The following is a 24,269-nucleotide window of genomic DNA, read 5'->3' on the forward strand; positions in this document are numbered from 1 at the left end:
TAGCAGACCCGATACGTCAGGCCACGGATCCGATACGTCCCGCAGGGCGCCGCGAGCCGTCGTGGTGGATCGGCGTGTGAGCTCCCGTCAGCGAGACCCCGCTGCCGCCCCGCCGGTTCGCGACGATCTCCGCGGCGATGGAGAGTGCCGTCTCCTCCGGGGTACGGGCACCCAGATCGAGGCCGATGGGCGAGCGGAGGCGGGTCAACTCCATTTCGCTCACGCCGACTTCACGCAGCCGGTCGTTGCGGGCCTCGTGCGTGCGGCGCGAGCCCATCGCGCCCACGTAGGCGACCGGGAGGCGCAGGGCCAGTTCGAGCAGCGGCACGTCGAACTTGGCGTCGTGCGTCAGGACGCACAGGACGGTGCGGCCGTCGACCTCCGTCCGCTTCAGGTATTTGTGCGGCCACTCGACGATGACCTCGTCGGCGTCGGGGAAACGCGCCGCCGTGGCGAAGACGGGCCGAGCGTCACACACGGTGACGCGGTAGCCGAGGAACTTGCCGATCTTGACGAGCGCCGACGCGAAGTCGATGGCACCGAACACGATCATGCGGGGCGGCGGGACGCTCGACTCGACGAGGAGCGTGAGCGGCTGCCCGCAGCGCGAGCCGTCCTCGCCGATCTCCACCGTGCCCGTGCGCCCCGCGTCCAGCATCGCGCGGGCCTCGCCCGCGGCGGTGCGGTCCAGCTCGGGATGTCCGCCGAGCCCGCCCTCGTGAGGGGCGTCGGCGTCGGAACGTACGAGAAGGGCGCGGCCCACGAGCTCGGCGGGACCGGAGGTGATGCGGGCGACCGCCGCGGGCTCGCCCGAAGCGGCCGCCGCGAGCGCTGCGGCGAATACCGGCCGCACGGAGGAGTCCGCGCGGACCGGGGTGACGAGGATGTCGATGATGCCGCCGCAGGTCAGACCGACGGCGAAGGCGTCCTCGTCGCTGTAGCCGAAGCGTTCCAGAACGCATCCGCCGTCGTCGAGGGCCTGCTGACACAGGTCGTAGACGGCGCCTTCCACACACCCGCCGGAGACGGAGCCGATCGCCGTGCCGTCGGAGTCGACGGCCAGAGCCGCGCCCGGCTGCCGGGGCGCGCTGCCGCCGACCGCCACCACGGTGGCGACGGCGAAGTCGCGTCCCTGCTCGACCCACCGGCTCAACTCTTCGGCGATGTCCAGCATGTCCGTCTCCTAACGGGTGTGTGTGTACAGGATGGGCTACTTGACGCCCATCCAGTTCTCGATCGGATGGAGCGCGAAGAAGGCGAGGAACACGAGCGCGAGCACCCACATCAGCCAGCCGATCTCACGGACCTTGCCCTGCACGGCCTTGATCAGGACGTGGGCGATGACACCGGCCGCGATACCCACCGTGATGGAGTAGGTGAACGGCATCAGGACCGTGGTCAGGAACACCGGAATGGCGGTGGCCTGGTCGGTCCAGTCGATGTGCCGGGCGTTGCTCAGCATCATCGCGCCGATGACGACGAGGGCTGCCGACGCGACCTGGGTCGGGATGAGCTGGGCGAGCGGGGTGAAGAAGAGGCACAGCGCGAAGGCCAGACCGGTGATGACGCTCGCGAAGCCGGTGCGCGCGCCGTCGCCGACGCCCGCGGTGGACTCGACGAAGACGGTCTGGCCGGAGGCTCCGGCGAGACCGCCGACGACGCCACCTGCACCGTCGATCGCCAGGGCCTTGTTCAGACCCGGCATCTTGCCGTCCTTGTCGGCGAGGTTGGCCTGCTGGCCGATGCCGATGATGGTGCCCATGGCGTCGAAGAATCCCGCGAGGACCAGGGTGAAGACGATGACACCCACGGTGATGCCGCCGATGTCGCCGATCCCGCTGAAGGACACCTCGCCGAAGAGGCCGAAGTCGGGCGACGAGACGACGGAACCGCTGAGTTCGGGGGCGTTCAGGCCCCAGTCCTTCGGACTCATGCCCGCGACCTGGTTGACGATCGCGGCGAACACGGTGCCGCCGACGATGCCGATGAGGATCGCGCCCGGGACCTTGCGGACCTGGAGCAGGAAGATCAGCAGGACGGTGACGGCGAAGCAGAGGACGGGCCAGCCCATGAGCTTGTCGTCGACGCCCAGCTGGATCGGCTTCGAGTACATGTCGCCGTGCTTGGACGGCATGGAGGTGACGAAGCCCGCCTGGACCAGACCGATCAGCGTGACGAACATGCCGATGCCCATGGTGATGGCGTGCTTCAGCGCCAGGGGAATCGCGTCCATGATCAGGGTCCGCAGGCCCGTGAGGACAAGCAGGATGATGATGGCGCCGTAGATGATGCACATCGCCATCGCGTTGCCCCAGGTCATCTCCGGGGCGACCTGGAAGGCCATGACGGCGGAGACGCTGAGTCCCGCCGCGAGGGCCAGCGGCACATTGCCGAGGATTCCCATGACGATGGTGGTGGCGGCCGCCGCGAAGACGGTGGCGGTGGTGAGCTGATCACCGTCGAGGCGGTGTCCCGTGGCGTCGGGCACCGAGAGGATCACGGGGTTGAGAAGGATGATGTAGGCCATCGCCATGAAGGTGGTGACGCCGCCACGCACCTCCCGACCGACGGTCGACCCTCTCTGGGTTATGTGGAAATACCGGTCGAGCCAGGACCTGCCGGCCGGGACGCGTGAGCCGTTGCCCGCGTCCTCTGCCGTGGTCTTCGGCTCCGTTGACTGCTGGGTCATGGTGCCTAACTCCCAAGGTTCAAAGGGGCACCCGCAACAGGCTGGTCGAACAAGGGTTGGGCCTGTGGAGACTGCGGGATTTGGGATGCTGCGTTGGGCGCACGACCCGGGGGACGGCCCGAGACGAACTGGGGCTCCGAAGAGCGTGGGTGCTGCGTGGGTGCTGCTTGAGTACTGCTTGGTCGAGTACTGCTTGGGTACTGCGATGACCGCGAGCGGTGCGGTACTGGGGTTCTCCGGGCGCCGCGGGCGTCGGGAAGTGTGACGTTCCGTGGGAGGCACGCGCCGCCCGGAGAGATCGTGGGATCAGGTGTCGGTCACGTACCGGTCAGGTGCTCCGGACGTACCGGCGTCCTGTTCAGCTCCAGACCCGTCGCGTTCCGGATCGCCGCGAGGACGGCCGGGGTCGACGAGAGGGTCGGGGCCTCGCCCATGCCGCGAAGGCCGTAGGGCGCGTTCGGGTCGGCCAGTTCGAGCACGTCGACCGGGATGGTCGGCGTGTCGAGGATGGTCGGGATGAGGTAGTCCGTGAAGGAGGGGTTCTTCACCTTCGCGGTCTTCGGGTCGACGATGATCTCCTCCATCACCGCGACGCCGAGGCCCTGGGTGGTACCCCCCTGGATCTGGCCGACCACGGAGAGCGGGTTGAGCGCCTTGCCGACGTCCTGGGCGGTGGCCAGCTCGACGACCTTGACCAGGCCGAGCTCGGTGTCCACCTCGACGACCGCGCGGTGCGCGGCGAACGAGTACTGGACGTGGCCGTTGCCCTGGCCGGTCTCCAGGTCGAAGGCCACGGTCGGGCGGTGGCGCCACTCGGCCTCGATCTCGACGGTCTCGCCCTCGAGCAGTTCGCCGAGGTCCGCGAGTGCCTCGCCGCCGTCGGTGAGCACCTTGCCGCCTTCGAGGACGAGCTCGGCGGTGGCCCACGCGGGGTGGTACGAGCCGAACTTGCGGCGGCCGATCTCCAGGACCTTCTCGCGGACGAGCTCGCAGGAGTTCTTGACCGCGCCACCGGTGACGTACGTCTGACGGGACGCGGACGTCGAACCGGCGCTGCCCACCTGAGTGTCGGCGGGGTGGATGGTCACCTGCTGGACGCCGAGCTCGGTGCGGGCGATCTGCGCGTGGACGGTGATGCCGCCCTGGCCGACCTCCGCCATCGCGGTGTGCACGGTCGCGACCGGCTCACCGTTGATGACCTCCATGCGCACCTTGGCGGTGGAGTAGTCGTCGAAGCCCTCGGAGAAGCCGACGTTCTTGATGCCGACCGCGTAGCCGACACCGCGGACGACGCCTTCGCCGTGCGTGGTGTTGGAGAGGCCGCCGGGCAGCGCGCGGACGTCGGCGCCCTCGCTGGACTCCCACTGGCGCTCGGGCGGCAGCGGGCGGGCCTTGACGCGGCGCAGGATCTCGGCGACCGGGGCGGGCGAGTCGACCGGCTGTCCCGTCGGCAGGAGCGTGCCCTGCGACATGGCGTTGAGCTGGCGGAACTCGACCCGGTCCATGCCCACCTTGTCGGCGAGCTTGTCCATCTGGGCCTCGTAGGCGAAGCAGGCCTGGACGGCGCCGAAGCCGCGCATCGCGCCGCAGGGCGGGTTGTTGGAGTAGAGGGCGATCGCCTCGATGTCGACGTCCTCGATCACGTACGGACCGACCGAGAGGGACGAGGCGTTGCCCACGACCGCCGGGGACGCCGACGCGTAGGCGCCGCCGTCCAGGACGATCTTGCACTTCATGTGCGTGAGCTTGCCGTCCTTGGTGGCGCCGTGCTCGTAGTAGAGCTTCGCCGGGTGGCGGTGCACATGGCCGAAGAAGGACTCGAAGCGGTTGTAGACGATCTTGACCGGCTTGCCGGTGCGCAGCGCCAGGAGGCAGGCGTGGATCTGCATCGAGATGTCCTCGCGGCCACCGAACGCGCCGCCGACGCCGGAGAGCGTCATGCGCACCTTGTCCTCGGGCAGGCCGAGTACGGGGGCGATCTGGCCGAGGTCCGAGTGCAGCCACTGGGTGGCGACGTAGAGGTCTACGCCGCCGTCCTCGGCCGGGATGGCGAGGCCGGACTCCGGGCCGAGGAAGGCCTGGTCCTGCATGCCGAAGGTGTACTCGCCCTTGACGATGAAGTCGGCGCGCTTGGCGGCCTCTTCGGCGGCGCCGCGCACGATCGGCTGGCGGTGCACGATGTTGGGGTGCGGGACGTGACCGATGTGGTGGTCGTCGCGGCCCTCGTGCACGAGCACGGCGTCGGGAGCCGTGGCCGATGCCTCATCGGTGATGAGGGGCAGTTCCCTGTACTCGACCACGATCTTCGCGGCGGCACGGCGTGCGGTCTCGGGGTGGTCGGCGGCCACGAGGGCGACCGGCTCACCGTGGTGACGGACCTTGCCGTGGGCGAGGACCGGGGTGTCCTGGATCTCCAGGCCGTAGTTCTTCATCTCGGCCGGCAGGTCGTCGTACGTGAGGACGGCGTAGACACCCGGCGTCTTGAGCGCCTCGACGGTGTCGATCGACACGATCTCGGCGTGCGCGACGGTGCTGCGGAGCGTCTGGCCCCAGAGCATGTCCTCGTGCCACATGTCCGAGGAGTAGGCGAACTCGCCGGTGACCTTGAGGGTGCCGTCCGGGCGGAGCGTGGACTCGCCGATGCCGCCCTTGTTGTGCTTCTGGGTGACTTCGGTGGGCGCGCCCGTGGTGGTCTTGGTTCCAGCCATGATCAGACCGTCTCTTCCTGACGGGCGGCCGCCAGGCGGACCGCGTCCAGGATCTTCTCGTAACCCGTGCAGCGGCAGAGGTTGCCGGAGAGCGCCTCGCGGATGTCGGCGTCCGACGGCGATACGTTGCGCTCCAGGAGCTCGTCGGCCGCGACGAGCAGACCCGGGGTGCAGAAGCCGCACTGGACGGCTCCGGCGTCGATGAACGCCTGCTGGATCGTGGAGAGTTCACCGCCCTCGCCGGTCTGGCCGTCAGTTCCCTTGGCCTGCCACTGGCGGGCCTCCTGAAGGCTGGTGCCGCCGCAGACGGAGCCGCAGGCGCCGCCCGGGTGGGCGTCGTCGCGGTGCTTGGCGTAGTCCGCCAGGCCCTCGACGGTCACGACATCGCGGTCCTGGACCTGTCCGGCGGCCACCAGACACGAACACACCGGTACGCCGTCGAGGCGGACGGTGCAGGATCCGCACTCGCCCTGCTCGCAGGCGTTCTTGGAGCCGGGAAGCCCCATGCGCTCGCGCAGGACGTAGAGGAGGGACTCGCCCTCCCAGACGTCGTCGGCTTCCTGCTGACGGCCGTTGACCGTGAAGTTCACGCGCATTATGCGACTCCCTCAGTGCTGCGGCCCTCGCCGCGGTACGACTCCCAGGTCCAGCCGAGCGTGCGGCGGGCCATGATGCCGACGGCGTGGCGGCGGTAGTTCGCCGTGCCGCGGACGTCGTCGATCGGGTTGGCGGCACCGGAGGCGAGCTCCGCGAACTGCTTGGCGATCGAGGGCGTGATGATCTTCTTGCTGTCCCAGAAGCCGCCCTCGTCGAGCGCCGCGTTCAGGAACTCCTCGGCGGCCTTGGCCCGGATCGGGGTCGGGGCCGCAGAGCCGATGCCGGTCCGCACGGTCCGGGTCTCGGGGTGCAGGGCGATGCCGAAGGCGCACACCGCGATGACCATCGCGTTGCGGGTGCCGACCTTCGAGTACTGCTGCGGGCCGTCCGCCTTCTTGATGTGCACGGACTTGATCAGCTCGTCCTTGGCGAGCGCGTTGCGCTTCACGCCGGTGTAGAACGTGTCGATCGGGATGAGGCGCGAGCCGCGTACGGACTCCACCTCGACCTCGCAGTCGGCGGCGAGCAGCGCCGGGTGGGCGTCACCGGCCGGGGACGCCGTGCCGAGGTTGCCGCCGACACCGCCGCGGTTGCGGATCTGCGGGGAAGCGACCGTGTGCGAGGCGAGTGCGAGACCGGGGAGCTCGGTGCGCAGCTCCTCCATGATCGTGGTGTACGGAACCGAGGCGCCCAGCTGGACCGTCTCCTCACCCACCGACCACTCGCGCAGTTCGGCGACGCGGTTGAGGTCAAGCAGGTACTCGGGACGACGGTGGTCGAAGTTGATCTCGACCATCACATCGGTGCCACCCGCAATCGGCACAGCGGTGGGGTGCTCGGCCTTGGCGGCGAGCGCCTCCTCCCAGCTGGCGGGGCGAAGGAAGTCCATGAGGCTCTCTTCTTCTTCATATCGAGGGTCGTACGTTCGAGAGGATCCAGCCAAGTCGGACCGGAGGCCTCTCGACTGCTCGTTCATGTGCTGTTAACGCGGAGTGGGCCAAGTACACCGCCCCGTCGTCCCATGGGGTCAGTCACCGAAACCATGAAGGAGTTGGCTGGCCAAGCCGCGCGTCTTGTAGATTCGTATGAAGAACGGGCCTCAGTAACCTCGCGGATTCCCCCTGGAAACCGGAGGCACCCCAGGACACGAGGGCCCGGTGCGAAAGTTCGCGACACAGAGTCGACAGACCTGGACTGTCTGTACATCCCATTCGAGACAAGATCGGCGGCGACCACCATGCGGCTGCGCGCACTCCTTGACACCGACGCGCTGGGCCTGCGACTGCTGGGCGGTGACGAAGAGCTCGACCGCACCGTGCGCGGTGTGATGACCACGGACCTGCGCGACCCCAGCCGGTACCTCGCGGGGGGCGAGCTGGTCCTGACGGGCCTCGCCTGGCGCCGCGACGCCTCCGACTCGGAACCCTTCGTACGCATCCTGGCGAGCGCGGGCGTGGCGGCGCTCGCCGCGGGCGAGGCCGAGCTCGGCGCCATCCCGGACGACATCGTCGAGGCCTGCGCCCGGCACCGGCTTCCGCTGTTCGCGGTCAACGAGACGGTCGCCTTCGCGACGATCACCGAGCACGTCGTCCGGCAGGTCTCCGGCGAGCGGGCCGGTGACCTGGCGGCCGTCGTGGACCGGCACCGCCGCCTGATGACCTCGGGCCCCACGGGCGGCGGCCCCGACGTCGTACTAGACCTGCTCGGCTCCGACCTGGACCTGCGGGCCTGGGTCCTGTCCCCCGCAGGCCGCGCCATCGCGGGGTCGAGCGCGGCGGGCCCCGCCCTTTCCGGCCCTGTGTGCACGCGCCTGGCGGCCGAGCACCTGGCCGCGGCCCGCACGGGGCGCCGTGGCCCGCACCGGGTCCAGGTGGACGGCACGACGTACTCCCTGTTCCCCATCCGGAGCAGTGGGCGCGGTCCGGCTTCCGCGGCGGCAGCGGCGAGCACGGCGGCCCTGCGTGACGTGCGCGAGACGGTCCTCTCGGACTGGCTCCTCGCGGTCGAGGCCGACGCGGGCGACTGGCCCGAGGAGCGGCTCGACCTGCTGCAGGGCGTCACCCAGCTGATCGCGGTGGAGCGCGACCGGCGCGACGCGGCCCGCACGGTGCGGCGCAGGCTGGCGCAGGAAGTCCTCGAACTGGTCCAGACGGGCGCGGCACCGGCGGAGATCGCGGCGCGCCTGCGGGTGGCGGCCCCCGTACTCCTTCCCGGCCTGGGCGCGGCACCGCACTGGCAGGTCGTGGTGGCCCGCGTCGAGTGGGACGGCGGCGAGATCGAGGGCGGCCCGGTGGCCCAGTCGCTCCTGGAGGAGATCCTCGTCGACCCCCTGTCGGCGGGCCCCGAGCCTTCCGACCGCATCGCGGTAGCCCATACGGGTGACGAGGCGATCGCGCTCGTACCGCTGCCCGCGGTCTCCACGGAGCACGACGGCTCGGAGACGGGCCTGCTCGCCGACTCCCTCCTGGAGTCCGTCCGCGACCCGCTCTCGGCGGGCCTCGACGGCGACGGCCGCCTCACGCTGGGCGTCAGCGCGTCCGTGCACTCGGCGGAGGGCCTTCGCGGCGCCCTGGAGGAGGCCCGGCACGCCCGCCGGGTCGCGGCGGCGCGCCCCGGCCGGGTCTGCGCGGCGGGCCACCAGGAGCTGGCCTCGCACGTCCTGCTGCTGCCCTTCGTCCCCGACGACGTGCGCCGGGCGTTCACGGCCCGTCTGCTCGACCCGCTGCGGGACTACGACCGGCGCCACCGTGCGGAGCTCATTCCGACCCTGGAGGCGTTCCTCGACTGCGACGGCTCCTGGACGCGATGTGCGGCGCGCCTGCACCTGCACGTCAACACGTTGCGCTACCGGGTCGGCCGTATAGAGCAGTTGACGGGCCGTGACCTCTCGCGCCTCGAGGACAAGCTCGATTTCTTCCTGGCACTGCGGATGAGCTGACGCGAGCGACCTCGGACGATCCACTTTCATGGCCCGCCCTTTGTGAATTCTTTCACCCAGCCCCTTGGCCCGATGCGCCGATCCATGCTGAGATGCGCCCACGACTCAACAGCTCAATGGCGTGCTCGGGGAGGGCAACGTGGCGCATCCCGCCATGTCTGGTACCGGAACGACTGCAGGGGACGATCCACTCCAGACCGCGGTATGGCGGCTGCGTTCGCGCGGCTGCTGGACCGACGCGGCGGCGCTGCTCGCCTCGCGGGAGGGGCCGGGTCCCGCCCTCCAGAGAACCTCACTGCTCGTCGAGCGGTGCCTGTTCACGGGTGAGGGCTGGGCCGAGGCGGAGGACGGACTGCGTACGGCGGAGGCGCTGGCGGTTCAGGACGACGACCGCGGGGCCGCTGCGTGCGAGCGCGGCCAGCTCGCGTACGCCTCCACGGTGCTCGCCGTGCGGGACCGGGCGGACGAGGCGCGTACGGCGCTCGGGCGGGCGGCGGCGCTGCTTGCCCCGAATGCTCCGGGGCGCCCTCTTCTCGACTTCCGCCGGGGCCTGATCGCCGAGCACGTCGCGGACTCGCCCCAGGCGGCGCGGGCCGCCTATCGGCGGGCGCATGCGGGGGCGACGGCGCACGGGGACACCCTGCTCCTGTCCTTCACCTGGCGGCACCTGGCCGGACTCGCCCTGCGGGAGGGGGAGTTGGCGGAGGCACGGCATGGCTTCGCCGAGTCGCTGCGGATTCGGGAGGAGCTGGGGTACTTGGTGGGTACGGCGCCCGCGCTGGCCGCTCTCGCTGACGCGGAGCCTGAGCCGGAGGCTGGGCGGCTTCGGGCTGAGGCGGCGCGGCTGTTCCGGTTGATGGGTGGGGTGCCGTCTTGGCTGGCGCAGCATCTGACGCCGCCGGCACCGGCGGCGTAGGCCTCCGGCTCCTGGTTGCCGTCATCACCGGCTCCGCCGAGTTCGTCCTCAAACGCCGGACGGGCTAAGTGCTTTTAGCCCGGCCGGCGTTTGAGGCCATCTTGTCGGGGGTCCAGGGGGCGGAGCCCCTGGTCTCGGGAAGGGGCGGGATTGGGGAACGCCCCGCAGGGACCGCCCGAACCTCAGCCCCCCGCCCCCGCAAAGTGCTCCCGCACCAAGGTCTGGACGACCGCCAGGTCCTTCGCCACCAACGCCTCCAGCAGAGCCATGTGCTCCGCCGCGTCAGCGACAAGGTCAGCCCGGCGGCTATGGACGGGACCACTCACCAGGGACCACTGCGACCGCCGATGCAGATCATCGGCCACCTGAACCAACTGCTGGTTCCCCGAAAGGGCGAGGACCGCCCCGTGAAAGGCCCGGTCCGCCTCCGCGTAGCGGGCGAGGTCACCCCCCGCCGCCGCCACCGCACTCGCCTCCGCGAGCGGCCGCAACTCGCACCACCGCGCCGCGGGCACCGTACGGGCGAGCCGCAGCATCACCGGCACCTCGATGAGCGCCCGCACCTCCGCAAGCTCCCCCAGCTCGCGCGCGCTGCGCTCGGTGACCCGGAAACCGCGGTTGGGTACGACCTCCACGGCCCCCTCGGTCGCCAGCTGCTGCATCGCCTCGCGCACGGGAGTCGCCGAGACCCCGAACCGCTCGCCGAGCACGGGCGCCGAGTACACCTCGCCGGGCGCGAGGTCGCCGCCGACGAGCGCGGCCCGCAGGGCGTCCAGGATCTGGCCGCGGACCGAGTTCCGCTGCACCGTCCTGCGGGGTGCGGGCAGCTCCACCGCGTCGCCGTGCGTGTGCTCGCCCCGGACCTGGGGCGGCTCCGGAGCGGGGGCCGACGAGGCCCGCACCTGCTCCGGCACACGGACGGCGAGGCGGTACGCGTCATGCGCTCTGGGCTGCTCCACGCGTCCACCCCGATGGTCCGCTCGGTCCGAAAGGTACGAGAGGCACCATAGGCGGACAGCCCCTCAGTTGAAACCTCGATCATTCTGGGTAAGGTTAGGCTTACCTGTAATCGATCGTGATTCGGTGGTCCACCCATGTCCGTTCCCACCTTGGCCGAGCGCGCCCCGAGCGCCCTCGCGGACGCCTACGCCCGCCTCAGCGAAGTGTTCCCCGGACTGAGCGTGACCGAGCTCGGCAACGAGGAGCAGGCCCCACGGGGCGACGGCTGGGTCACCGCATCGCGGCTCGCGGAGGGCGGGGCCGACCTCGACTCGTTCCTCGCGTGGGACGAGGCGCAGGTGCGCAAGGACTACGGGCAGGAGGGGCGTCCCGACGTCATCGCCAGTTTCGCCCTGCACCGCTACGCCTGGCCGGCCACCCTCCTCATCACCGTGCCGTGGTTCCTGCACCGCCGGGTGCCCCGCTACCCCGTACAGAACGTCGCCTACCAGCGCTCCCACGGCCGCCTCGCCGTCCGCAGCGCGGGCTTCGCCTGCCTGCCGGGCGATCCGGCCGCCGCACTGCCCGGTGCCCGCGTCGTGCCGGACGAGGAGGCGCTGCGCGCGGAGGTGCGTGACGCCGTCGCCGAGCACCTGGGACCGCTCCTGGACGCCTTCGGGCCCCGGATGCGACGCCGCTCGCGCGCCCTGTGGAGCCTGGCCACGGACGAGATCGTCGAAGGGCTCTGGTACATCGCCCACCTCCTCGGCGACGAGGAGCGCGCCACGGTCGAGCTGGAGCGGCTGCTTCCGGGTGCCACAAAGCCGTACGTGGGCACGGCGGGGTTCCGTGAGCTGACGGGCCCGAACGGCGAGTCGCTGCCGACGCGGGATCGCGCGAGCTGCTGCATGTTCTACACGCTGCGCCCTGAGGACACCTGTGTGACCTGCCCGCGCACCTGCGACGCGGACCGCGTCTCGCGGCTGAGCGCCGCCGCCGCGGCCTGACCGGAGCCTCGCCCCGTACCCAAATCGCCGCCCCTCTCCCCTTGAACCACCCTTTCGCGTTCGTTTAATCGAACTCAAATCCCTCTACAAAGCGCTGCGTTCGAGCAAACGGCGCGCGCCGCACCCCTTTGCACCCCCCTTGGCGTTCTCTTGCCCCGAAACCCCTCTGGGGGCCATCGGGATTGGGTCACTATGGCGCCCGAACGCCCTACCGCGACGCAAGGGACCCCAGATGAGACTGACCGACATATCGCTGGACTGGCTGCTTCCGGGCGGCGTCCTGCTCCTGGGCATGCTGGTGGCGGTGGCGGTACTCGCACGCGGCAAGCGCGCCGGACAGAAGGTGGCCGCGAGTGCCACCGGCGAAGAATCCTGGGAACGCAGCGAGGAACGCCGCAGGCGCAAGGAAGCCATCTACGGAACGGCCTCGTACGTTCTGCTGTTCTGCTGTGCGGCGGTCGCCGCGGCGCTCTCCTTCCACGGCCTGGTCGGCTTCGGCCGGCAGAACCTCAACCTCAGCGGCGGCTGGGAGTACCTCGTCCCGTTCGGACTCGACGGCGCGGCGATGTTCTGTTCCGTACTCGCCGTGCGCGAGGCGAGCCACGGTGACGCGGCCCTCGGCTCACGGCTCCTGGTGTGGACGTTCGCGGGCGCTGCCGCCTGGTTCAACTGGGTGCACGCGCCCAGGGGCATCGACCACGCGGGCGCCCCGCAGTTCTTCTCCGGGATGTCGATGTCGGCCGCGGTGCTCTTCGACCGCGCGCTGAAGCAGACACGCCGTGCGGCGCTGCGTGAACAGGGCCTGGTGCCGCGGCCGTTGCCGCAGATCCGGATCGTGCGGTGGCTGCGCGCACCCCGCGAGACCTTCGGCGCCTGGTCGCTGATGCTCCTCGAAGGCGTACGCACCCTGGACGAGGCGGTCGAGGAGGTCCGTGAGGACCGGCGCGAGAAGCAGCGCACCCGGATCACCAGGCGCGACCGGGAGAAGCTGGAGCGTGCGCAGCTCAAGGCGATCAGCAAGGGCCAGCGCGGCCTCCCCGGTCGCGGCGGCGGGCGTCAGGTCGACCTGCCGGCCGTCGCGCCGGCCACGGGGTCCGCGCAGGTCACCGCGGACCCTTCCATAGCAACGCAGGAGCAATTGCCCCTGCGTTCCCGTCCCTCCCTCCAGGCCGTGAAGAACGGCTCTGAACCCGTCACCGTCGACCTCACCGCCGAGGACGACACCCAGGCGCTGCCGCGGCTCGACTCCCTCGAGCGCAAGCTCAAGGATCTGGAGCAGCAGTTCGGCTGATGTCAGCAGCGCAGGACGGGAATTGACCGGCGGTCCGGTTCATACCGGGCCGCCGGTTCATGCCTGGCCCCAGTTCATAACGGGCGCCGGCTCATGACGGCCGCCGGTTCACACCGGGCCGCCGTCCAGTTCGAACCACACCACTTTCCCGACCCCGTGCGCCCTTACGCCCCACGCGTCAGCGAGATTCTGCACGAGCATCAGGCCCCGGCCGTGCGTGTCGTCGTCGGCGTTCGGCACGCAGAGCTTCGGGCGACGCCCGACGAAGTCCCTGACCTCGACGCGCAGCTTGCCCGGCCGCACGGTCGCCGTCACGATGGCGTCCCGGTCGGTGTGCACCAGTGCGTTCGTGACCAGTTCACTGGTCAGCAATTCGGCTATATCGGATTCTCCGGGCCTCCCCCAGGTCCGGAGCAGTTCGCGTAGCGCGCCCCTGACTTCGGGAACCGCCCGCAGGTCGGATCGCCCCAATCTGCGCCGGAGCTGGGCCCGATGGGGCTCTGCCGGCTTGCTGTCGATCGGCTCATCCCTTGCTTTCGGCGAAGAGACCCCCAGATAAATGGGGCCGCCCCCTCTTACTTGCCTTTTCATGATCCCCGCCCACAAACGAGTCAATTCCTCCCTGCTCGAACACGCACACGGAATGCATTCCCCGCCCAGTTGGCGGCACTCATGTCCATTCCTCAACGATTGGGGTGGGTGCGCCCCGGCCCGGTGGGGAAGTGAAGCGGTGGACCGTTTCCGCATGATCCCCACCGGGCCCGACCGCACCGGGCAGGGCCCGCCCGAGCATTCCGAGGAGCCGCCGTGCACGACGACCGACTGCTGGTGGAGGGACGCCTGGAGCGCGCCCTGAGGCAGTTCATCCGCCCCGCCCAGTACGCGGACCGCGTGCCGCTCTCCCTCTCCGTCTGGCACGCGCCGGGCGAACCCGTCCCCGTCGCCGAGGCCCTCGACGCCTCGTACGAGGACTTCGAGACGGGCACCGCGTGGGGAAAACCCTGGTCAACCAGTTGGTTCCGGTTGCGTGGTCAGGTACCCGACGCCTGGCGCGGGCGCCATGTCGAGGTGGTCATCGACCCCGGCTTCACCGGCGAGGGGCCGGGCTTCCAGGCGGAGGGTCTGGTGTACGACGCTTCGGGCGTCCCGATCAAGGGCATTCACCCGCGCAACCGGCACATCCCCGTGGCAGCTGCCGCGCAGGGGGGCGAGCAGGTGCACCTCCTCCTGGAGGCGGCCGCCAACCCGACCGTTCTGCATGACTTCGAACCGACACCCCTGGGCGACGTACTGACCGCGGGTGATGGCCCCATCTACCGATTCGCGTCTGCCGACGTAGCCGTACTGGACGAGGACGTCTGGCAGTTGACGCTGGACATCGAGGTCCTTTCCGAGCTGATGTACGAACTGGACGCCGCCCGTCCGCGGCGCCACGAGATCCTGCGCGCGCTTGAGCGAGCGCTCGACGCACTCGATCTGCACGACGTGTCGGGCACGGCCGCGGCGGCCCGCGCCGAGCTGACGGATGTCCTCTCCAGCCCCGCGCATGCCAGCGCGCACCGGGTTTCGGCCACCGGACACGCCCATATCGACTCTGCCTGGCTCTGGCCGCTGCGCGAAACCGTACGCAAGGCGTCCCGCACCTTTGCCAATGTGACGGCTCTCGCCAAGGACTATCCCGAGCTGGTATTCGCCTGCTCACAGGCCCAGCAGTACGCCTGGGTCAAGGAGCACCAGCCGCACATCTGGGAGCGCATCAAGAAGGCCGTCGCGGACGGCAACTGGTCCCCTGTGGGTTCCATGTGGGTCGAGTCGGACGCCAACATGCCCGGCGGCGAGGCCCTTGCCCGGCAGATCACGCACGGGATGCGGTTCTTCCGCGAGGAGCTGGGGATCGAGACGGAGGAGATCTGGCTGCCGGACTCCTTCGGCTACACGGCCGCGTTCCCGCAGCTGGCGAAGCTCGCGGGCGTCCGCTGGTTCCTCACCCAGAAGCTGAGCTGGAACCAGACCAACAAGATGCCGCACCACACCTTCTGGTGGGAGGGCATCGACGGCACCCGCGTCTTCACGCACTTCCCGCCGGTGGACACCTACAACTCCCAGATCCACGGCGCCGAACTCGCCCACGCGGAGAAGAACTTCACCGAGAAGGGCCGCGCCTCGCACTCCCTCGTCCCGTTCGGCTGGGGCGACGGCGGCGGCGGTCCGACCCGCGAAATGCTGGAGAAGGCACGGCGGGTGCGCTCCCTGGAGGGTTCGCCGCGCGTCGAGATCGTGAAGCCTTCGGCGTTCTTCACCGCGGCCGAGGAGGAGTACGGGGCACAGGCGCCGGTCTGGTCGGGCGAGCTCTATCTGGAGCTGCACCGCGCCACGTACACCTCGCAGGCGGCCACCAAGCGCGGCAACCGCCGCACCGAACACGCCCTTCGCGAGGCCGAGTTGTGGTGCACGGCCGCCGCGGTGCGCGACCCCGCGTACGCCTACCCCTACTCGACTCTCGACCGGCTCTGGAAGACGGTGCTCCTGCACCAGTTCCACGACATCCTGCCGGGCTCGTCGATCGCCTGGGTGCACCGCGAGGCCCGCGACACGTACGAACGCGTGCTCGCCGAGCTCGACGAGATCACCGCGGCGGCGGTCCGTTCCCTCGGCCCGGGAGGTCCCGCCGCACTCAACGCGTCGCCGTACCCGCGCAGCGAGGTCGTCACGGCCGACGACGGCACCCTGGTGCACGTCAACGTCCCGGCCCTGGGCAGCAAGGGACTTGAGGAGGCCGCCTCGTACACGCGCGAGACCGGGGCGACCGCGCTGCTCGCCGACGGCGAGATCCAGTTGCTGAACGAGCATCTGCGCGTCGCCATCGACGCGGACGGGCTGCTGACCTCCGTGCACGACATCGACGCGCACCGGGAGGTCCTGTCCCCCGGCTCGCGCGGCAACCTCCTCCAGCTGCATCCCGACCACCCCACGCACTACGACGCGTGGGACCTCGACAAGCACTACCGCAACACGCACACCGACCTCACGGAGGCGGAGTCCGTGGAGCTGGTCGAGGACGGGCCGCTGCGGGTCGCCGTCCGTGTGGTGCGGGCCTTCGGGAAGTCGCGGATCACCCAGGAGATCCGCCTCGCGGCGGGCAGCCGCCGTGTCGACGTCGTCACGGACGTCGACTGGCAGGAGTCGGAGAAGGTGCTCAAGGCCGCGTTCCCGTTGGACGTGCACGCCGAACGGTCCTCCGCCGAGATCCAGTTCGGTCATGTGAACCGCTCCACGCACGCCAACACCGGCTGGGACGCGGCCCGTTTCGAGATCTGCGCGCACCGGTGGCTGCGGGTCGCCGAGGAGGCGTACGGCGTCGCGGTGCTCAACGACTCGACGTACGGCCATGACGTCACGCGTGAGCCGCACGGCGACGGGCTCGGCACCACCGTGCGGCTCACGCTTCTTCGCGCCCCGCACAGCCCGGACCCTGAGACGGACCTGGGCACGCACCGGTTCACGTACGCGCTGCTGCCCGGTGCGACGACGGGTGACGCGGTCGCGGAGGGGCTCGCGCTCAACCTGCCGCTGCGGGTCGCCGCCGCGCCCGTGCTGCCCTCCCTGGTGAGCGTCGACAATCCGGCGGTGACCGTGGAGTCGGTGAAGCTCGCGGACGACGGGAGCGGCGATGTGGTGGTGCGGCTCTACGAGTCGCGGGGCGGACGTGCGGCGGCAGCGCTCACCACGTCGTTCGCGGTGAGCGCTGCCGAGGTGACCGACCTCCTGGAGCGCCCGCTCGAACCGGCCCACACCGACGACTCGGGGGTCGTGCTCGCGTTGCGTCCGTTCCAGATCCTGAGCTTGAGGATGCGACCGGCCTGATCGGACTGATGGGTTCAGGGGCGTGGCACGTTCCGCAGGTTGGAGCGTGCCATCTGGACCATGCGGCCGACCCCGCCGTCCAGGACGATCTTGCTGGCGGAGAGCGCGAAGCCGGTCACCATGTCGGAGCTGATCTTGGGCGGGATGGAGAGGGCGTTCGGGTCCGTGACGATGTCGACGAGGGCGGGGCCCTTGTGCGCGAAGGCGTCCTTCAGGGCGCCGACGAGCTGCTTGGGCTTCTCGACCCGCACTCCGTAGGCACCGGCGGCGCGGGCCACGGCGGCGAAGTCGGGGTTGTGGTTGGCCGTGCCGAACGAAGGGAGCCCGGCCACCAGCATCTCCAACTCGACCATTCCCAGAGCCGAGTTGTTGAACAGGACGACCTTCACCGGCAGGTCGTACTGGACGAGGGTGAGGAAGTCGCCCATCAGCATGGAGAATCCGCCGTCGCCCGACATCGAGACGACCTGGCGCCCCCGGTCGGTGAACTGGGCGCCGATCGCCTGCGGCAGGGCGTTGGCCATCGAGCCGTGGCTGAAGGAGCCGATGATGCGGCGCTTGCCGTTCGGGGTGAGATAGCGGGCCGCCCAGACGTTGCACATGCCCGTGTCGACGGTGAACACCGCGTCGTCCGCGGCGAGATCGTCGACCACGGAGGCCACGTACTCGGGGTGGATCGGGATGTGCTTCTCGACCTTGCGCGTGTAGGCCTTGATGACGCCTTCGAGCGCGTCCGCGTGCTTCTTGAGCATCTTGTCGAGGAACTTGCGGTTGGTCTTGGGTGTGACGCGCGGGGTGAGACAGCGCAGGGTCTCGCGTACGTCGCCCCAGACGGCGAGGTCGAGCTTGGAACGGCGGCCCAGGCGTTCGGGGCGCACGTCGACCTGGGCGATCTTGACGTCGTCGGGCAGGAAGGCGTTGTACGGGAAGTCGGTGCCGAGCAGGATGAGCAGGTCGCACTCGTGGGTGGCCTCGTACGCGGCGCCGTAGCCGAGCAGGCCGCTCATCCCTACGTCATAGGGATTGTCGTACTGGATCCATTCCTTGCCGCGCAGGGCGTGGCCCACCGGGGACTTGATCTTCTCGGCGAACGCCATGACCTCGGCGTGCGCCCCCGCCGTGCCGCTGCCGCAGAAGAGGGTGACCTTGTCTGCCTCGTCGATCATCGCGGCGAGCTTGTCGATCTCCGTGTCGCCGGGGCGCACGGAGGGGCGCGAGGTGACAAGGGCGCTCTCGGCGGACTTGTCGGGGGCGGGCTCGTCGGCGATGTCTCCGGGCAGGGTGACGACGCTGACGCCGGACTGCCCGATCGCGTGCTGGATGGCGGTGTGGAGCAGCCGCGGCATCTGCTTCGGGCTGGAGATCATCTCGCTGTAGTGGCTGCAGTCCTTGAAGAGCCGATCGGGGTGGGTCTCCTGGAAGAACCCGAGGCCGATCTCGCTCGACGGGATGTGCGACGCGAGGGCGAGGACAGGCGCCATGGAGCGGTGGGCGTCGTAGAGGCCGTTGATCAGGTGGAGGTTGCCGGGGCCGCAGGATCCGGCGCAGACGGCGAGGCTCCCGGTGATCTGGGCCTCGGCGCCGGCCGCGAAGGCCGCGGTCTCCTCGTGCCTGACCTGCACCCACTCGATGCCCTTGGTGCGCCTGATCGCGTCCACGACCGGGTTGAGGCTGTCGCCCACGACTCCGTACATACGGCGCACACCGGCGCGGTGGAGGATGTCGACGAACTGTTCGGCGACGTTCTGCTTGGCCATGGCTACACGAACCCTTCAGTCCCCTTGACTCTCTTGTGACTCCTTGGGGTCCATGAATTCACAGGGAGGGCGCTCACGCCTCCCAAACAGCGGCCGCCGTTCGGTCGTCCGCGTATCCCTTGACCCTGACCTGGATGTCCGCGAGGAAGGCCGCGAGGCCCGGCGGACCGCTCTTGGCCCACCGCTGCGTGAGGTGGGCGGCGAGCTCGGACTCTCCGCTCAGGGGCTCGGCGAGGCCGCCGCTGCAGAGCAGCAGGGCATCACCCGGGCGGGCTACGGAGGCGCGGAAGCGGAAGGGTTCGCGGGGCGGGGGCTCGGGGGCGGGTTCGTACGGGCTGGGGGGCGTGATGATCCCCATGTCCATGGTGAGCCGGTCGCCGTCCGGGGTCTGGGGCGGTACGGAACCGAACCCGACGACGGGGATCCCCGTGTCACCGGCGGAGTCGCTGACACGGGGCTCGATGTCCTGCCAGGCGCCGTCCCTGAGCCGGAAGAGTCCGCCGCTCCCGACGCCGAAGAAGACTCGGGTGCGGCACTCGGGGTCGGCGGGCAGGAGGAGGCAGCGCAGGGACGCCGCGTACTCGTCGGGCTCGATGCCGAGGTCGGCGGCGTGCGCGCGGAGCTTGCCGAGGCTGCGGTCGGTGAGCCGGTGCAGGCCGCTCTTGAGGTCCCCGCGCCGGGCGGCCCTGATGTCCTCGGAGAGGCGCTGGTGGCTGCGGCCCACGGCCCGCCCGATCCAGGCGCAGGCCTCGGCGGCGGCGCGATGAGCGCCAGGAGTGGCCCGCGCCCCTGTGGCCATGGCGACCAGGACGAGAGCGCTCTCCCCGGTCCCGAACCGCGCGGTGAGCAGCGAGTCGCGGCGCGGCTCGCCCCGGTAGCGCGCGGAGTCCCCGCGCACGGAGACGGCACGCAGCGTGGAGGTGCCGTACCTGGCGCCGTCGAGCACGGTGTCGGCGACCAGATCGCCGAGGTCGTCGGGGTCGGCGGCGGGCAGGACGGTGGGCTCGGCGTCGTAGGTGGGCGGGCCGTCGCCCACGTACGAGACGGCGCTCACGGCGGGCGCCGTCGCGATGTCTTCCCGAGGTTCGTGCACTGCGCCGGGCGGCCCTGCGGACGCGTCGGGCAGGCGGGGCTCGGGGACGGCGGTGGTGCGGCTGGGGGGTGCTTCCGGCTCGACGGTGCCGGGGGGCTTGGGTGCGTCGGGGAAGGTCACAGGACCCGTGGGCGCGACAGGGGGTTCCCAGGGGGCGGCGGTGGGCCGGGTGCGCGGCCGGGGCGGGGGCTCGGGCACTTGCGGAAGTGCTCCTTCCGCGCTCCTGGCCCCTGGGTGCGGCGGCGCGTCCGGCGGCGCGGGAGCGCCGTCGCCCGCGGACGCGCTGACCGCCGATGCGAACCTGTCGTCGAGGGTGTCGGCCGCCTCGGCCGGACCCGTGTCACGAGCGGAGTCGTCGTACAGCTGACCCCACCAGTCGTCCTCCTGGCCGGCGGCCCCGCCGTGCGTCTCCCCCTGCTGGCTCATGCCCCTATTGTCCACCGCGGAGGCCGAACGAAAACGGTTCATCCGGAAAATTCCGGCCGCCGGAAGAGTGGTGAAGGGCCGCCGGGCGGGCCCACCCCCCACGGGAGGACCGCCCGGCGGTGTCTGTGTGTTTAACGCACGTCGTAGGCGCGAGCCACCGTCTGAGTGACGGAACTTCCGTTCGCATCCGTCAGTTCGGTCCTGAGCCTGACGTGCTTGCCGGAGGCGCCCGCGTGGTTCACGGTCGCGGTCCACTTCCCCCCGGCGACGGACGTCTTGGCCTCGGTCCAGGTCTCGCCTTCGTCGTACGAGTAGGACAGCGCCGCCGACTTGAGCGCGCCGGGCTTGTAGCCCGCGTGTCCCGTGGCCGTGATCCCGATCCGCAGGCCGTCATCGGCGGCAAGGGTCTTCATACCGTCCTCCGGCAGCTGATAGCGCGGGAACAGCATCGGGATGCCCTGCGAGTAGGCCTCCTCGTCGAGGTGCGAACGGAACGCCCACGTGGTCTGCGTGCCCGTGGACCGCTGCCAGACCTTGGAGCCGATCTTCTGGGTGTTCAGGGTCAGTTCGTACGCCGAGTCGGCCGCGGGGACCTCGAACACACCGGACGGCCAGCCGGAATCGCCCACGATCTCGCCGTCCCGCTTCAGCTGGACACTGCCGATGTCGCCGAACCCGCCCTGGATTCCCGCGTGTTCACTGTCGCCCCAGAAGCCGGGCGCGACCCCGATCAGATTGCCCTGCCGCTCCCCCGCGAGAGCGAGCCCGCCCCGCGCGTCACGCGGCGCGGCGGGGGTCAGTACTCCGTCGTACCACTTCTCGCTGCGTCGCTCCCCCTTCTCGTACGTCCGCACCGGGTCGATCATGAACTCCCCGAACGGGAAGCTGCTCGACACCTGGTGGCCCCAGCCGGTCGTGCCCGCCGAGTAGTACTCGGTGCGCTTGCCGGGGGCCGGGACCGATTCGAGGTCGGCGAAGTACACCTCGAGCCCCGAGGGACGGACGGCTGACGGCAGGTCCACGTAGTCCGTGGCCGTGCCCATCGCGCGGTACGTCGCCTCGTTCGCGGCGAGGTCCTTGTCGCGCACCCGGTAGGTGCGGTCGTCGCGGATCTGGCCGGTCTCGGGGAAGGCGAGGTTGTAGACGTAGGGGCTCTTCGCCGTTCCCTTCCACTTCAATTCGACGGGTCCGGAGCCCAGTTGACCGAGCAGGTAGGCCGCCTCGCCCGTCTGGACGCCGAGGACCGGCAGCGGGGAGCCGGTGAGACCGGCCGAGGGGTACCAGCGGCCCGGCGCCGTGCGGTGGGCGATGACCGCGACCGCTCCGGCCGTCTTGGCGTCCCTCGCGACGGCGTTCGCGTTGCCGTCGTCCGCGACCTTGACCAGGGCGATCCTGCCCTTGACCCCGGCGGCTTCGAGCTCCGCCGGTGTACCCGACCTGGCGTCCACGAGAGCCGCCTTGCCCGTGCCGTCGAGGTTGGCCGAGCCGGTGGACGCGGTCACGGGGTGCAGCGACTTGCCGCCCTTCACGCCGAGTTCGGAGAGCAGGGGCGCCGCCGCGCGCCAGTAGCTGCCCGACTCGAAGGTGCCGTCGGTCGCCTTGCCCTCGACGGACTGGTAGAAGCCACGGATGGAGCGCGGCCCCGCCGCGGTGCCGGCGTGCAGCCAGTGGTCGGTGCCCCAGCTGCGGGCGAACCCGAGCGTGGCGCCGCGCACTTCGGACTCCTTGTCCGTCTTCACGGTGAGGCAGTGTGCCTTGCGGGCGTCGAGCGTGACGGTCATGTCCTTCTTGACCTCGACCTGGGGCCGGGCCAGGTGCGTGAGCGAGTCGGTCAGCGTGCCGCCGTCCGCGTCGGGCGTGGCGATGAAGCCGGTCAGGAAGTAGGCGCCGGGGCGTACTTGGTAGGTCTGGTCGTTGGCGCCCTCGTTGAAGCGCCGCTCGCCGCTTGCGTCGTCGGTGCCGATGAGGTCGACGGACGACGCGCCGTCGGCGGGCTTTCCGGCGCGGTCGACGAGCTTCACGCGGAGGCTGACGGTCTGAGGCTGTACGTAGAGGGCGAAGGGCGTGGAGACCGCGACGCCCCCGCTCGCCTTCGCCAGGACGCGGCCGGTCACATCGCCGTACTGTGCCCGCTCGAGGCTCGCGTCGGGGTCCAGCTTCAGCGGGACCTCGACCGTGGCCCCGGCGGCTACCTTCACGGAGCGCTCGCCGAGCTCAGCGATGTCCGACCGTACGGCGGATCCGTCGTTGCCGGTGACGCCCTGCACGGACAGCTTCAACTGCACTGCCTTGTCCGTGGTGTTGGTGTAGGGGACGTCGACGGTCGTGCGGTCCGAGTTGTCCTGGGGCCAGCCGAAGCTGCCGCCCTGCACCGCGGGCGAGCCGAGCACCTTCTGGTCGACGGCCGCCTTCACGTCGAGGCGACCGCCGCCCGTCTCGGTCACGTCACCCGGGATGCCGCTGTCCGCCGACGACACGAGGGCCGACTTGATCTGCTGCGCGCTCCAGTCCGGGTGGCGCTGCTTGACCAGGGCGGCGGCGCCCGCGACGTGCGGGGTGGCCATCGACGTACCGCTCATGGACTGGTAGGCGTAGACGCCCCTGCCGCCCGCCGCCGCGGCGGAGATGTCGACTCCGGGCGCGGCGATCTCCGGCTTGAGGGTGTGCGAGCCGTACGCGGGACCCCGGCTGGAGAAGGAGGCCGTCGAGTCGTCGCGGTCGACGGCGCCTACCGTCAGGACGCTGGGCGCGCAGCCGGGCGAGGAGACGGAGTTGAGGCCCGGTCCCGTGTTGCCCGCGGCCAGGACGAAGAGGGTGTCCGTGCTCGACTGCGCGAGCTCCTCCGTAGCCGTGCTCATCGGGTCCGTGCAGTCGGTCCGCGCCGGGTTGCCCAGGCTCATGGAGACGACGTCGGCCTTCTCGTCGACGGCCCACTGCATGCCCGCGATGATCCATGACGTGGCTCCGGAGCCACTGTCGTTGAGGACCTTCCCGTGCAGCAGTTCGGTGCCGGGTGCGACGCCCTTCTTCTTGCCGCCGCTCGCGGCGCCGGTGCCGCCGACGGTCGATGTGGTGTGGGTGCCGTGGCCCTGGCGGTCCTCGTTGTCCGGGGAGTCGGTGAAGTTCTCGGTCGCGCCGATCCGGCCCTTTAGGTCGGGGTGTTCGGCGTCGGCGCCGGTGTCGAGCACGGCGACCTTGGTGCCCTTGCCGTCGTAGCCCGCGGCCCAGGCCTCGGGGGCGTGCACCTGCTTCGTCGACCGGTCGAGGGTCGCCTGGACCTTGGAGTCGAGCCAGAGCTTCTTCAGCCCCGACATGCCGTACCCCGAACGGGACTTGGCCGACGTGACGTCCGCCCAGAAGTCCGCGGCCTTCTTCTTGTCGGCCTTCAGCGCGACACCGTCGACGGGTTCGAGCACGAGCCCGCGCTCCGCGCCGCGCGGCGTCGCGGGCACCGAGCGCGTCACGTCGACGGACTTGCCGTACACGGCGATGAGCGGCAGCTTCTCGGCGTGCGCGTCGTCGTAGCCCTGGCGGACGAGCCCGGTGACGTTGAAGAGTTCCTCGTCGACCTTGCCGTCGGCGATCGCGTGGACGGCGCCCTCGGGGTAGACGTACAGGTCCTTGCCGGACTGCCTGGTCTGGATGAGCGGCACCGTGCCGTCGGCGCCGGGCAGCGCGCTGGCGCCCGCGCGGTCCTTGCCGTCGGACGTGACGAGGATGCGGTCGCCGGTGACGAGGGTGACGACGGAGCTCCCCTCGCCCCGTGGCGCACCTCCCACCAGCGGACTCGTGTCCGCCGCTGCCGTGCGTGGCTCGGCCACGGACGGGACGGCCGCGGTGACGGCGAGGACGGCGGCGGACGCCGCCCCCAAGGCCGTACGCGATATCGGGCGCATCGCTCTCCCCAGGGTTGTCGGGCATGCGGAACCACAGCCGATACCGACCAGAAGGCCGTATTCGCGGCTGCCGTTGGTGCTGCGGTGGCGTCACCTTGGCAGAGAGGCGGGGGGTGCGGGGATGATGTCCTGGGGCGGGTTTACGCCG

15 protein-coding genes are annotated in these 24,269 nt (G+C 70.6%); 5 read left to right on the forward strand and 10 right to left on the reverse strand.

Annotated elements, in window-relative coordinates; all coding sequences use genetic code 11:
• Window positions 1-16 precede the first annotated feature (16 nt).
• From ACWFRJ_RS14130 to ACWFRJ_RS14150, 5 genes are all read right to left on the reverse strand, one after another.
• Window positions 17-1,174 carry an XdhC family protein gene (locus ACWFRJ_RS14130; protein WP_453528883.1) on the reverse strand — a complete coding sequence of 386 codons (1,158 nt, stop codon included), beginning with the start codon at window positions 1,172-1,174 and terminating at the stop codon, window positions 17-19.
• A 36-nt stretch (window positions 1,175-1,210) separates the two neighbouring features.
• The gene (locus ACWFRJ_RS14135; protein WP_453528886.1) at window positions 1,211-2,689 is read right to left on the reverse strand and encodes an NCS2 family permease; all 1,479 of its coding nucleotides are present in this window, start codon (window positions 2,687-2,689) and stop codon (window positions 1,211-1,213) included.
• A 317-nt stretch (window positions 2,690-3,006) separates the two neighbouring features.
• A complete protein-coding gene (locus ACWFRJ_RS14140; protein ID WP_453528889.1) occupies window positions 3,007-5,397 on the reverse strand; it encodes a xanthine dehydrogenase family protein molybdopterin-binding subunit in 2,391 nt (796 codons plus the stop codon).
• Between the two features lie 2 nt (window positions 5,398-5,399).
• Window positions 5,400-5,993 carry a (2Fe-2S)-binding protein gene (locus ACWFRJ_RS14145; protein WP_453528892.1) on the reverse strand — a complete coding sequence of 198 codons (594 nt, stop codon included), beginning with the start codon at window positions 5,991-5,993 and terminating at the stop codon, window positions 5,400-5,402.
• Window positions 5,993-6,883, reverse strand: coding sequence for an FAD binding domain-containing protein (locus ACWFRJ_RS14150; RefSeq protein WP_453528894.1), 891 nt, complete (start codon window positions 6,881-6,883; stop codon window positions 5,993-5,995). Before ACWFRJ_RS14150 ends, ACWFRJ_RS14145 begins: the two co-directional genes overlap by 1 nt.
• A 348-nt stretch (window positions 6,884-7,231) precedes the next feature.
• Between ACWFRJ_RS14150 and ACWFRJ_RS14155 the strand changes: the two genes are divergently transcribed.
• Window positions 7,232-8,932, forward strand: a complete 1,701-nt coding sequence (locus ACWFRJ_RS14155; protein WP_453528897.1) for a PucR family transcriptional regulator — start codon at window positions 7,232-7,234, stop codon at window positions 8,930-8,932.
• A gap of 154 nt (window positions 8,933-9,086) precedes the next feature.
• Window positions 9,087-9,848: a hypothetical protein gene (locus ACWFRJ_RS14160; RefSeq protein ID WP_383284668.1), complete on the forward strand. Its 762-nt coding sequence runs from the start codon at window positions 9,087-9,089 to the stop codon at window positions 9,846-9,848.
• A 182-nt stretch (window positions 9,849-10,030) separates the two neighbouring features.
• On the opposite strand, the gene ACWFRJ_RS14165 is transcribed toward ACWFRJ_RS14160, so the two are convergent.
• Complete coding sequence (locus tag ACWFRJ_RS14165; protein ID WP_453528900.1) at window positions 10,031-10,807, reverse strand: GntR family transcriptional regulator; 777 nt, start codon at window positions 10,805-10,807, stop codon at window positions 10,031-10,033.
• Window positions 10,808-10,942: 135 nt separating this feature from the next.
• On the opposite strand from ACWFRJ_RS14165, the gene ACWFRJ_RS14170 reads away from it, so the two are divergent.
• Together ACWFRJ_RS14170 and ACWFRJ_RS14175 are read left to right on the forward strand one after the other, a co-directional pair.
• Window positions 10,943-11,794: a (2Fe-2S)-binding protein gene (locus tag ACWFRJ_RS14170; protein WP_453528903.1), complete on the forward strand. Its 852-nt coding sequence runs from the start codon at window positions 10,943-10,945 to the stop codon at window positions 11,792-11,794.
• Window positions 11,795-12,026: 232 nt separating this feature from the next.
• Window positions 12,027-13,085, forward strand: a complete 1,059-nt coding sequence (locus tag ACWFRJ_RS14175) for a DUF2637 domain-containing protein (RefSeq protein ID WP_453528906.1) — start codon at window positions 12,027-12,029, stop codon at window positions 13,083-13,085.
• A gap of 108 nt (window positions 13,086-13,193) precedes the next feature.
• Here ACWFRJ_RS14175 and ACWFRJ_RS14180 read toward each other — a convergent pair whose 3' ends face one another.
• Window positions 13,194-13,676, reverse strand: a complete 483-nt coding sequence (locus ACWFRJ_RS14180; protein WP_453528909.1) for an ATP-binding protein — start codon at window positions 13,674-13,676, stop codon at window positions 13,194-13,196.
• A gap of 216 nt (window positions 13,677-13,892) precedes the next feature.
• Here ACWFRJ_RS14180 and ACWFRJ_RS14185 point away from each other — a divergent pair, with 216 nt between their 5' ends.
• Complete coding sequence (locus ACWFRJ_RS14185; RefSeq protein ID WP_453528912.1) at window positions 13,893-16,949, forward strand: alpha-mannosidase; 3,057 nt, start codon at window positions 13,893-13,895, stop codon at window positions 16,947-16,949.
• Window positions 16,950-16,963: 14 nt separating this feature from the next.
• On the opposite strand, the gene ACWFRJ_RS14190 is transcribed toward ACWFRJ_RS14185, so the two are convergent.
• The 3 genes from ACWFRJ_RS14190 to ACWFRJ_RS14200 all read right to left on the reverse strand — a co-directional run bounded on the left by ACWFRJ_RS14190 (window position 16,964) and on the right by ACWFRJ_RS14200 (window position 24,121).
• Window positions 16,964-18,706 (reverse strand): pyruvate dehydrogenase, encoded by a 1,743-nt coding sequence (locus ACWFRJ_RS14190; RefSeq protein ID WP_453528915.1) that lies wholly within the window; start codon window positions 18,704-18,706, stop codon window positions 16,964-16,966.
• A 73-nt stretch (window positions 18,707-18,779) separates the two neighbouring features.
• On the reverse strand, window positions 18,780-20,225 hold the full coding sequence (locus ACWFRJ_RS14195) for a protein phosphatase 2C domain-containing protein (protein WP_453528918.1): 1,446 nt from the start codon (window positions 20,223-20,225) through the stop codon (window positions 18,780-18,782).
• A 131-nt stretch (window positions 20,226-20,356) separates the two neighbouring features.
• Window positions 20,357-24,121, reverse strand: a complete 3,765-nt coding sequence (locus ACWFRJ_RS14200; RefSeq protein ID WP_453528921.1) for a S8 family peptidase — start codon at window positions 24,119-24,121, stop codon at window positions 20,357-20,359.
• Between the last annotated feature and the right edge of the window lie 148 nt (window positions 24,122-24,269).

The sequence above is a fragment of the Streptomyces sp. NPDC055239 genome, from assembly GCF_053606205.1.

Coding starts and splice junctions, on each gene's coding strand:
- ACWFRJ_RS14130 (WP_453528883.1), bottom strand. CDS start 1,174: ATGCTGGACATCGCCGAAGAGTTGAGCCGGTGGGTCGAGCAGGGACGC.
- ACWFRJ_RS14135 (WP_453528886.1), bottom strand. CDS start 2,689: ATGACCCAGCAGTCAACGGAGCCGAAGACCACGGCAGAGGACGCGGGC.
- ACWFRJ_RS14140 (WP_453528889.1), bottom strand. CDS start 5,397: ATGGCTGGAACCAAGACCACCACGGGCGCGCCCACCGAAGTCACCCAG.
- ACWFRJ_RS14145 (WP_453528892.1), bottom strand. CDS start 5,993: ATGCGCGTGAACTTCACGGTCAACGGCCGTCAGCAGGAAGCCGACGAC.
- ACWFRJ_RS14150 (WP_453528894.1), bottom strand. CDS start 6,883: ATGGACTTCCTTCGCCCCGCCAGCTGGGAGGAGGCGCTCGCCGCCAAG.
- ACWFRJ_RS14155 (WP_453528897.1), top strand. CDS start 7,232: ATGCGGCTGCGCGCACTCCTTGACACCGACGCGCTGGGCCTGCGACTG.
- ACWFRJ_RS14160 (WP_383284668.1), top strand. CDS start 9,087: ATGTCTGGTACCGGAACGACTGCAGGGGACGATCCACTCCAGACCGCG.
- ACWFRJ_RS14170 (WP_453528903.1), top strand. CDS start 10,943: ATGTCCGTTCCCACCTTGGCCGAGCGCGCCCCGAGCGCCCTCGCGGAC.
- ACWFRJ_RS14175 (WP_453528906.1), top strand. CDS start 12,027: ATGAGACTGACCGACATATCGCTGGACTGGCTGCTTCCGGGCGGCGTC.
- ACWFRJ_RS14180 (WP_453528909.1), bottom strand. CDS start 13,676: ATGAAAAGGCAAGTAAGAGGGGGCGGCCCCATTTATCTGGGGGTCTCT.
- ACWFRJ_RS14190 (WP_453528915.1), bottom strand. CDS start 18,706: ATGGCCAAGCAGAACGTCGCCGAACAGTTCGTCGACATCCTCCACCGC.
- ACWFRJ_RS14195 (WP_453528918.1), bottom strand. CDS start 20,225: ATGAGCCAGCAGGGGGAGACGCACGGCGGGGCCGCCGGCCAGGAGGAC.
- ACWFRJ_RS14200 (WP_453528921.1), bottom strand. CDS start 24,121: ATGCGCCCGATATCGCGTACGGCCTTGGGGGCGGCGTCCGCCGCCGTC.